The 8,845-nt window shown below is 37.1% G+C and carries 8 protein-coding genes; all 8 read right to left on the bottom strand.

Annotated elements, in window-relative coordinates:
• Positions 1 to 123 precede the first annotated feature (123 nt).
• The gene (gene uxuA / locus ACFP65_RS05235) at positions 124 to 1,176 is read right to left on the bottom strand and encodes a mannonate dehydratase (protein WP_379916576.1); all 1,053 of its coding nucleotides are present in this window, start codon (positions 1,174 to 1,176) and stop codon (positions 124 to 126) included.
• A 49-nt stretch (positions 1,177 to 1,225) separates the two neighbouring features.
• On the bottom strand, positions 1,226 to 2,533 hold the full coding sequence (locus ACFP65_RS05230) for a PTS sugar transporter subunit IIC (protein ID WP_379916574.1): 1,308 nt from the start codon (positions 2,531 to 2,533) through the stop codon (positions 1,226 to 1,228).
• 10 nt (positions 2,534 to 2,543) lie between these two features.
• The gene (locus ACFP65_RS05225; protein ID WP_379916572.1) at positions 2,544 to 3,929 is read right to left on the bottom strand and encodes a glycoside hydrolase family 1 protein; all 1,386 of its coding nucleotides are present in this window, start codon (positions 3,927 to 3,929) and stop codon (positions 2,544 to 2,546) included.
• A 143-nt stretch (positions 3,930 to 4,072) separates the two neighbouring features.
• The gene (locus ACFP65_RS05220) at positions 4,073 to 4,747 is read right to left on the bottom strand and encodes a FadR/GntR family transcriptional regulator (protein ID WP_379916570.1); all 675 of its coding nucleotides are present in this window, start codon (positions 4,745 to 4,747) and stop codon (positions 4,073 to 4,075) included.
• Positions 4,748 to 4,927: 180 nt separating this feature from the next.
• Positions 4,928 to 5,329, bottom strand: coding sequence for a hypothetical protein (locus tag ACFP65_RS05215; RefSeq protein WP_379916568.1), 402 nt, complete (start codon positions 5,327 to 5,329; stop codon positions 4,928 to 4,930).
• Between the two features lie 134 nt (positions 5,330 to 5,463).
• The gene (locus ACFP65_RS05210; RefSeq protein ID WP_225744857.1) at positions 5,464 to 6,282 is read right to left on the bottom strand and encodes a PHP domain-containing protein; all 819 of its coding nucleotides are present in this window, start codon (positions 6,280 to 6,282) and stop codon (positions 5,464 to 5,466) included.
• Positions 6,283 to 6,296: 14 nt separating this feature from the next.
• Positions 6,297 to 7,118 carry an energy-coupling factor transporter transmembrane component T family protein gene (locus ACFP65_RS05205; RefSeq protein WP_225744858.1) on the bottom strand — a complete coding sequence of 274 codons (822 nt, stop codon included), beginning with the start codon at positions 7,116 to 7,118 and terminating at the stop codon, positions 6,297 to 6,299.
• Positions 7,084 to 8,820, bottom strand: coding sequence for an ABC transporter ATP-binding protein (locus ACFP65_RS05200; protein WP_379916565.1), 1,737 nt, complete (start codon positions 8,818 to 8,820; stop codon positions 7,084 to 7,086). Before ACFP65_RS05200 ends, ACFP65_RS05205 begins: the two co-directional genes overlap by 35 nt.
• Between the last annotated feature and the right edge of the window lie 25 nt (positions 8,821 to 8,845).

Below are 8,845 nucleotides of genomic sequence, written 5' to 3'. Positions count from 1 at the left end.
CTCACTAAAAATGAAGCCCAAAAAAAGAAGACTTATCGAATGAAATCGATAAATCTTCTTAAGGGTAACTAATGTTACCAACACTATTTGACACAGAGCCATAATATCTGGCTTCCTCTATTTTCAGTTTATTACATCAGGATAATTCAATGTTTCCCATATACCATACAGATAACTCGTACCTAATGAGCGATCATATAACCCGTAACCTGGTCTTCCTTTCTCTCCAAAGATCATACGTCCGTGATCTGGTCTCATATACCCGCTATAATGGTATTTTTTCAGTAAACTCATAATTTTAATCATATCGATTGAACCATAATTTGAAGCATGTGCCGTCTCTTCGAAGCTCGTATTTTTATGCACTTGAATATTCCGTACATGCATAAAGTGGACTTTTCCCATACTTAAGTATTCATCCAACATCTCATAGATGTTATTTTCCTTACCTACTCCAAGTGAACCTGTACAAAACGTGATGCCATTAGATGGGCTTGTGGATATTTTAAATAATCGTTTATAAGATTTTTTATTTTTGATAATTCTTGGTAATCCAAAAATACTGTAAGGAGGATCGTCTGGGTGAATCGCCATTTTGATTCCTACCTCTTCTGCAACAGGCAAGATTTTCTGTAAAAAATAGGTTAGGTTTTCCCAGAGTTTTTCCTCATCTACAGATTCATATTGATTCATCAATTCTTTTAGAGCTTCATATTCGTAAGACTCATCCCAGCCTGGAAGAGAAAGCGACTGATTTAAGGGATCTAGTTTCTCTAACTCTTTTTCATCTAGCGCAAGTGAACTGGATCCATCTTTGTTTAGAAAGTCCAAAGTCGTTCTCGTCCAATCAAAAATAGGCATGAAGTTATAGCAAATTACTTTAACGCCTTCTTCAGCTAAATTCCTTATAGTCTGCTGATAATTTTTTATCCACTCATCTTTTGTTTCCAAACCTAGTTTGATATCTTCATGAATGGGTACACTTTCTATTACTTCTAGCCTTAAATGCTTATTTTCTATTTCATTCCTTAACTCTTGAATATCTTTTTTCGGCCATACATCTCCTACAGGGACCGAGTATAAAGCACTAATAATACCTTTCATATTAGGAATTTGTCTAATGTAATCTAGTTTAACTTTATCGCTTTGTCCATACCATCTAAACCCTAGTTTCATAGTCCCTCCATTGATCTAAATTTTTTATTTTTTCAACCGTTCGTTCTAGCTAATCATTACTCATTTCAGCTTGTGCTCTTGTCACACGCTCGCTAATTTTAATGAAAGGCATATATAGGAATATTCCAAATACTATAATAGCTAGTTGAACAAGAACGGCTCTCCAATCACCCGCTGTAGTCAAGTAAGCATTCATTAAAGGAGGTGTCGTCCAAGGGACCATTATCACTGATTTCCCTATGAAGCCAAGGGCAGTAGCAAAGTAAGCCACTATAATACCAATTGCAGGTAATAATACGAAAGGAATCATCATCGGAAGGTTGAAGACAATTGGAAATCCAAAAATCATTGGCTCATTTATATTAAATATCCCGGGTGCTAAAGAAATACTTGTGACCTCTCTTGACGATTTCAATTTACCAAAAATCAATATAGAGATCATCAGCGCAACTGTTGATCCGGTTCCTCCAATCATCCCGAAAGTTGATAAAAATGAATTAGTGATAATGTTGGGTGCTTCTTCTCCTGCTCCAAATGCAAGCATGTTTTCATTCATATTTTGTAGTGTCAAAGGATCAAGTATTGCTCCATTGACTACTGTTGCGTGAATTCCTATAGTAAATAAAAAATTTGAAAAACTATAAATGATCACAGTTCCAATTAAACTAGTATTGATTTTACGTAGAGGTTCTTGAATTACATTCGTTATCAGTTCAATCAGATTTGTATCAAATACACTGATTAAAAGTGCAGAGACTATTCCAAAGATGCTTAATGTTATCAATGTAGGTAACATGACTGTAAAAGACCTACTAACTGCAGGTGGAACGCCCTCTCCTAAATTGATTTGCAATTTTTTCAAGCTTGAAATTTTCATAAAAATCTCAGTTGCTAATAGCCCAACAATAATCCCAGAGAACATTCCGGTGGTTCCTAAGTTATTGAACGTTAAACCACCCGATACTAGTGCTGCTTCGCCAGTTTCAACAACATTCATAGAAACCGTTGTTGGCATCATAATAATGAGTGTTCCGATTGCTATCGCAGCTGATGCTAGAGGATTTTGAAATCCTTTATTTTTAGACAAACTATATGCAATCATAGGAGCAATCAATAAACTAGCAAGATTTAACGTTCCATTGGTAATAACCGTACCCCAGACTTTAATACTGTCTAAACTTTCTCCAGTAAAAATCCATGGAAAGACGACATTATTCATTAATACAGCAAGACCTGCCAGTATAAAAAACGGAATAATCACTGCAAAAGCATCCCTTAAAGATCTAAGATGTACTTGATTACCCAATTTCACTGCGAACATTGTAAAACGATCAACAAACGAATTATTTTCATTCATTTTTATTCTCCTATTCTAGTTCTTCACCATTGGATTGAATAACTTTTTTGAACCAGTTATAACTTTTTTTAGGTACTCGTTTCATATCTTTCAAATCATGATTGTCTCTATTTACATAAACCAAACCGTATCTCTTATTCATATCTCCTTTAGAACTTAGAATATCGATTAATCCCCAACCTAAGTATCCTATAACTTCAACACCATCTTCGAACATTGCATCCTTCATAGCTTGGAGATGTTCTCTATGATAGTCGATTCTATAGTCATCCTGAATCGGATTGACACCATCCCAGTTTTCTCTAACGCCTATACCATTTTCAATAGGAAAAACTGGTATATGGTATCTTTGATACAGCTTATTAAATATATCTCTAAATCCTAAAGGGTCTATTTGCCATCCCCACTCTGTGCTTTTCAAATGTGGATTTGGCTGTTTTCCTTTTTGCATAGCAAAATTGATTGGTGTCTTTGAATCAACTAAATTGGAATTTAATGTTGAACTTGCATAGTAACTGAACGAAATAAAATCACTTTTTAATTTACCTAGCTCGCTCAATTCTTCTGATGTGGCGCGCATATTGATATCATTGTTTTTTAAAAAAGTTAGAACTTCTTTGCTATACCGCCCATGAACAAAAGCATCTAATAAATGATAGTTTATAAATTCATCCCACTTTCTAGCCAGTAAGATATCTTCTGGTTTGCTTGTTGCCGGATAACTTTCAGAATAAGCCAACATCCCCCCAATTAGACAATCCGTCTGTTCATGGATATAGTTCGCAACTCCTACATGTCCCATCATAACGTTATGACTAATTTGATAGAGCTCTTCAATCGTTTTTTCGCCTTTCATGTACCCACTAATATTGAAGACTTCCGGGACGTGAAATAGATTCTGTTCGTTGAATGTGATCCAGTACTTAACTCGGTCTCCAAATCGTTTGACCATTTCAACTCCAAAATCAACAAACGCTTTCATTACTTCTTTGCTTAAAAACCCATTATATGTTTTCGCAAGATGCAATGGCATGTCAAAATGATATAAGCAAATCATTGGTTCAACCCCTTTATAAATTAAAGCATCTATAAAGTCACTGTAATACTGAATGCCTTCTTCATTGAAAGCACCATCTCCATTTGGATTTACTCTACTCCAAGATATCTGAAAGCGATAACAATTCATTCCAATATCTTTCATCATCGTTAAGTCAGTATCGTATTCATGATAATTATCGTTTGCTACTTTCCAGTCGGAGAGTGTTTCAGTTGCTTCTCTAATATCATAAACCGAGAGACCTTTTCCTCCCTCATTCCATCCACCTTCTGTTTGCATACTAGAAACTGAATTTCCCCATAAAAAATCTTTTGGTAACTTTTTTGATAATTTTTCCAATCTTAGTCCTCCTACGTTTTGAATAGCATTCAATAGACCTAAGCTCAATTCATGCGTTATCTATGCTTGTATTCTAAAATACGTAGGACGTTTTGTCAAATAAAAGATAAAAAAAGAACGTATTATAGATATACGTCCTACCTTTAGTTGCTTTCTAGTGATATTCTATTATGACTGATATGAATCAACATTGCTTGTTGTGCTCCAAAACTATCTCTCTTTTTGATATATTCAACAATATCTCTGTGAGAGGCTATTGTTTCAGTTTTCATCTTTTCGTTTGTAAAGTGATCATTGTAGAGGTTTATAGAATCGCTTATCAGAGGGATAAGATGATACAAGGCCGTATTTCCTGATGCTTGTGCGATTCTAGCATGCAACTTCTGATCAAGTTCTAAATGTCTGGTACCCTCTTTCTTTATTTCTTCTTCTAGCTCGATTCTGATATGATCAATTTCCGCTAAGTCCGACTCAGTTGCATTTTGAGCTGCTAGTGAAGCTACATAGGGTTCTAAAATAAATCGAATATCAAATAAATCCTTTGTTAGTTTAATTTTATCCTCTAGTGTCGAAAACCCTAAAGGATCATCCATTAATCCTTTTTTTGCACTAATAAACGTACCTGAACCTTGCTTAACTTCGAGTATATTGAGAGATTTGAGCATTTTGATTGATTCACGAATGGTGTTTCTACTGACTTTTAATTGCTGAGCAAGTTCAAATTCGTTTGGGAGTCTGTCTCCAACTTGTAAATTTTGTTCTTCTATTAATGCTTTGATTTTCTCGGTAGTACTTTCAACCAATGTTATGTATTCCATATGATTAATCTCCTATACTAAGTTTCATTCCGTTATGAATAATAGATTCTCTTTAATAATGACACTATTTTATTAATGATGAGTACTCTAAATATACCATGACAATATAACCAAGAAAACAACTGTGCATATTTAATGCTTGATCAATCAAATAATTTTAAATTTGTTTTCTTTATTTTTTTAAATCGGTAATTCTGTTACCACGGCTATAAGTTCTCCATCATAATGATATCGACCAATCACGCCAAAGGTTTTTTCTTCAATGTAGTAACTCATCTCCCGGACAACCTTGTCTGATTCATTCAAGAATAACAATTTGTAATCTGGATTTACCATATCCAGATTGGCTGTTGAACTCGTTTGAGCGGACTCCAGCTCTTCTATAAGCGATGTAATAAAGACTTGATCTGTAATAGTTGCAACTCGTTCTTCCGTATGATCATCAGTGACATCAATTTTGACAATCGTAGTTTCTTCATCAAAAAATCCATTTGGCTGGCAGGCTGCCAAGGTGAATAGCGCTAATATAAATAGTACGATTGCACATAGAATTTTAAAGAGCCCGATTGGTTTTCTATTCATTTTGCACCTCTTCTTTAGCGTGTTGTTACTCAAAGTATACAAGTTTCACCAACTATCCTCAAATGCACACCTTTGTGTCTGTTTAACTACGCAAAAACGACCTGAGCTATGCTCAGATCGCTTCTTTGTGTAGATTAACTCATTACTTCTGTAGAGACTCTTTTCAAAGCCACATTACTGTAGCCTGTCGCAATTCCATTCTCATCTAGAGACGTCTTGATTAGTTTTTTAACGAGGCTTGCGGATTTAACTTTAAGATCAAGTTCCCTTGAGACTTTTGTTTCGTAATCTCTTGTTTTGATCATTGATTTCAACTCTTCAATCGTTTCGCATTCTTGTTTACTTTCGTTATAGACAGATCCATATTGCAAGTATTGATGTGTATCGCTACCCCCGACGATCGGAAGCCCTAGAGAATCTGCAAGTGCTTCTAGTTCTTCTCTGTAAGGATGTTGTCCTTGAGCGTACAAGTCTCTACCGTTCAAGTCGAGTGCATCCAGTCGTTTTAATTGTTCTGGTTCATGATGTGTCAGTGGTGTACTGGTTCTCAAAGGATGTCCACCAATTCTGAGTACGTTATATTGATCTGCCAAGTCCATCAATGCTTTAAACGGCATAAAATCTGGCTTCTGTTCAAAGCCTGTGAGCTGTTGTCTCATACTGACGATTTCGTCTCGCTGACCGATAATCAGAATATGTCCGACTTCTTGCACATCCACTTCCATACCCGTGAATACTTTCAAGCCCCTCACGTTATAGTATTCTTTTTCGTAAGTGTAATGTTCCTTTAAATAGTCATACGTATCCATTGACTGAAACGTATTGAAATGTTCTGTGATACAAATGGCTGTTAAGCCAGCAACTTTTGCTTCTTCCACCATATCTTCAAAATACTCCGGCATAAAGCGAGAGATTTTGGCAATTTTGATGTGCGTGTGAAAATCTATATTCATCTAATGACTCCCTTTTAAGTTAATGCAACTGCGAGCATAAATAACATTACAACGTACAAGACGTTGAATAGCCCAAACAAGCTGTCTTTATAAGAAAATTTCATATACCCCAGTTTTACCTTTTTAACTGCTGGATTTTTGAAAGAGTATAAGCTGCCTCTTGATTCTAGAGACTCCACTGTTGTTCGTGCCCGCTTCGCTGAACTGAGCATGAGCGGATAAAAGGACTTCACGACTAGTGTCATAAAATAAATGACCGATCGCCAGTACAGAAAGCCGTGCTTTTCAGGAGCTTTTCCTCTGAGGCGGAAAGACATAAAGACGTGGTGATACTCTTCAATCAACGTTGGTAGCATTCGGTACCCATAAGAAATACTAAAAGATACTTGTCCTGGAACGCCAATTTTCAGCAGTCCATCACTGAGTTTTTCTGGTTCCATCGTTGAAAAAGCGATCAGACCAGCTAGCGATATAATCGCCAGCTTCAGTTCAAACATCAGTATGGGAAGAAGGGTCGCTAGACTTCCGCCAAAGAATAAGGAAACGCCTAAAACCATACTTCCTTGCCCGACGAGTCCAAAGACAAATAAGAACAGTAATAGGTAACTCACTTTAGCCAAGTAAATCATCGCAACGAGCATCAAAAACATTCCAATCAGTACGATCCAGCTGTGCGTTAACCATGGAAAAATTGCGTAAAAGAAATACCACATAAAGATCGTTCTTGAATCGAGTTTTGCGATCGTGGTTTCTGTATTCCCGTAAGCAGCGTTCAATACTTCAATCTTAAGTTGTTCTACACTAATAAACTCTTGCAGCTTCTTTGTAATGTCCATTGAACGCCATTTCCTCCTTACAGTCTTGTGCGTAGGCTACGAATTCTTCTACCGAATATGCCAATTTTGTACCCAATGTCCGACTCAACTCCATAATTTGTGGTGGTGTCAGTCCTGCACTATTCAGTAGCGCTGTGTTTGAGAACACTGACGCTCTATCCCCATCATGAATAATCTGGCCATCTTTCATCACAATGATTCGGTTAGCCCATTCTGAAACGAGTTGCATATCATGTGTGGCAATAATAACTGCTTCTGCTTCGTCTTTGAGAGACTGAATGAATTTTGAAATATGTTTTCTAGTTCCAATATCCAGATTCGCCGTTGGTTCATCAAGGAGTATCAAAGAAGGTTGCATCGCAACACCAATCGCTAGAGACGCTCTTCTTTGCTGTCCACCACTTAACAGTCGACCATCGCGGTCTTTGATTTCTCTTAATTGAAACAAATCGATGATCTTTTCTACGGTTTCTGGATAGTCCTTGACCTTTCTCGCTTTCAAGAAGTATTCAATATCTGCTTGAATCGAGTCTTCAATAAACATCTCTTCCGGATTCTGATAGATATAAGTGACGGTATCCGCAAAGGTTTCTGGAGAAAAGTCTTTTGTATTCTTGTCTTTGAGTAAGACGTCTCCAAATTCAGGCTTGTCGATACCTGTCATCAGTTTCATCAGTGTGGACTTTCCAGCCCCATTATTCCCAACAAGTGCAATCCGGTCACCTTTATGAATGGTCAAGCTGATATCGTTTAAAATTTTCTTTTTTTGTCTGGAAATCATTTTGTAAGAAAAGTCCACTTGTTGAATGTCGACAATTTTCTTTCCTGTGCGATTTTGAATAGGATTCAAGTACGGCTGAACATATTCTGTTAAATTGAATGCGCTGAAATACTCAACAGCTTCACTCAAATTAATCGGTAGCGTCGTATCTTCTTCTTCAGTTAATGCATAAGCAGCTTGTGTGATCTGAGGAGGGAAAATCTGTCTGTCTCTCAACTCCTGAATGCGCGTCAATCCATCTCGTACACTCTTCTTCCATAGAATCCGACTATCAGCCATTAGCACTACATTTTTACAATACTCAGAAATAAATTCTGTATGGTGTTCGATCACAATGACTGTTGTGTTTTCTTTTTCATTCAGTAACTTCAGTACTTCATACAATTCTTTTGCATGTTGCGGATCCAGTTGTGCAACTGGCTCATCTACAATCAGAATCCCTGGTTCCAAGGAAATCGCGCCTGCCAGTGCCAGCAAGTGTTTTTGTCCACCACTTAGTTCCCAAATATACTCATTGTCTTTTCCAATCAAGCCCACTTTTTCCAGCGCCTTCTTACCGCGCTCCAGATAATCTGGATAACCAAAGTTGAGTGGACTATAACTTGCATCTTCAATGACCTTGGCTCTCACCAACTGATTTTCGAAGTCCTGGTAAACATACCCCACAGAACCGCTTAAATCGGTCACTTTGCTCTTTAAGGTTTTCATTTCATCAACGATCACTTCGCCTTCAATGTCGCCCACATAATAGTGGGGAATCAGGCCGTTGAGTAGCTTGCACAAGGTCGTTTTGCCGGATCCATTCCCTCCCATAATAGCGATAAAGTCTCCTTTTTCAATGTTCAGGGAAACATCCGTCAGTGATGGCTGGGTAGCTCCGGGATATTGAAATGTCACATGATTGATTTCGATTAAGCTCATATACTGTCCTTTCTAATTCCGTTAC

This window comes from Marinilactibacillus sp. GCM10026970 (genome assembly GCF_042660675.1).
Taxonomy (GTDB): Bacteria; Bacillota; Bacilli; order Lactobacillales; family Carnobacteriaceae_A; genus Marinilactibacillus.
This window is presented reverse-complemented; position numbering and strand designations above follow the sequence as displayed.

Bases quoted from the DNA above. Each gene is read 5' to 3' on its own strand.
- ACFP65_RS05220 (WP_379916570.1), bottom strand. From the start codon at position 4,747: ATGGAATACATAACATTGGTTGAAAGTACTACCGAGAAAATCAAAGCA.
- uxuA (WP_379916576.1), bottom strand. From the start codon at position 1,176: ATGAAACTAGGGTTTAGATGGTATGGACAAAGCGATAAAGTTAAACTA.
- ACFP65_RS05230 (WP_379916574.1), bottom strand. From the start codon at position 2,533: ATGAATGAAAATAATTCGTTTGTTGATCGTTTTACAATGTTCGCAGTG.
- ACFP65_RS05215 (WP_379916568.1), bottom strand. From the start codon at position 5,329: ATGAATAGAAAACCAATCGGGCTCTTTAAAATTCTATGTGCAATCGTA.
- ACFP65_RS05210 (WP_225744857.1), bottom strand. From the start codon at position 6,282: ATGAATATAGATTTTCACACGCACATCAAAATTGCCAAAATCTCTCGC.
- ACFP65_RS05200 (WP_379916565.1), bottom strand. From the start codon at position 8,820: ATGAGCTTAATCGAAATCAATCATGTGACATTTCAATATCCCGGAGCT.
- ACFP65_RS05205 (WP_225744858.1), bottom strand. From the start codon at position 7,118: ATGGACATTACAAAGAAGCTGCAAGAGTTTATTAGTGTAGAACAACTT.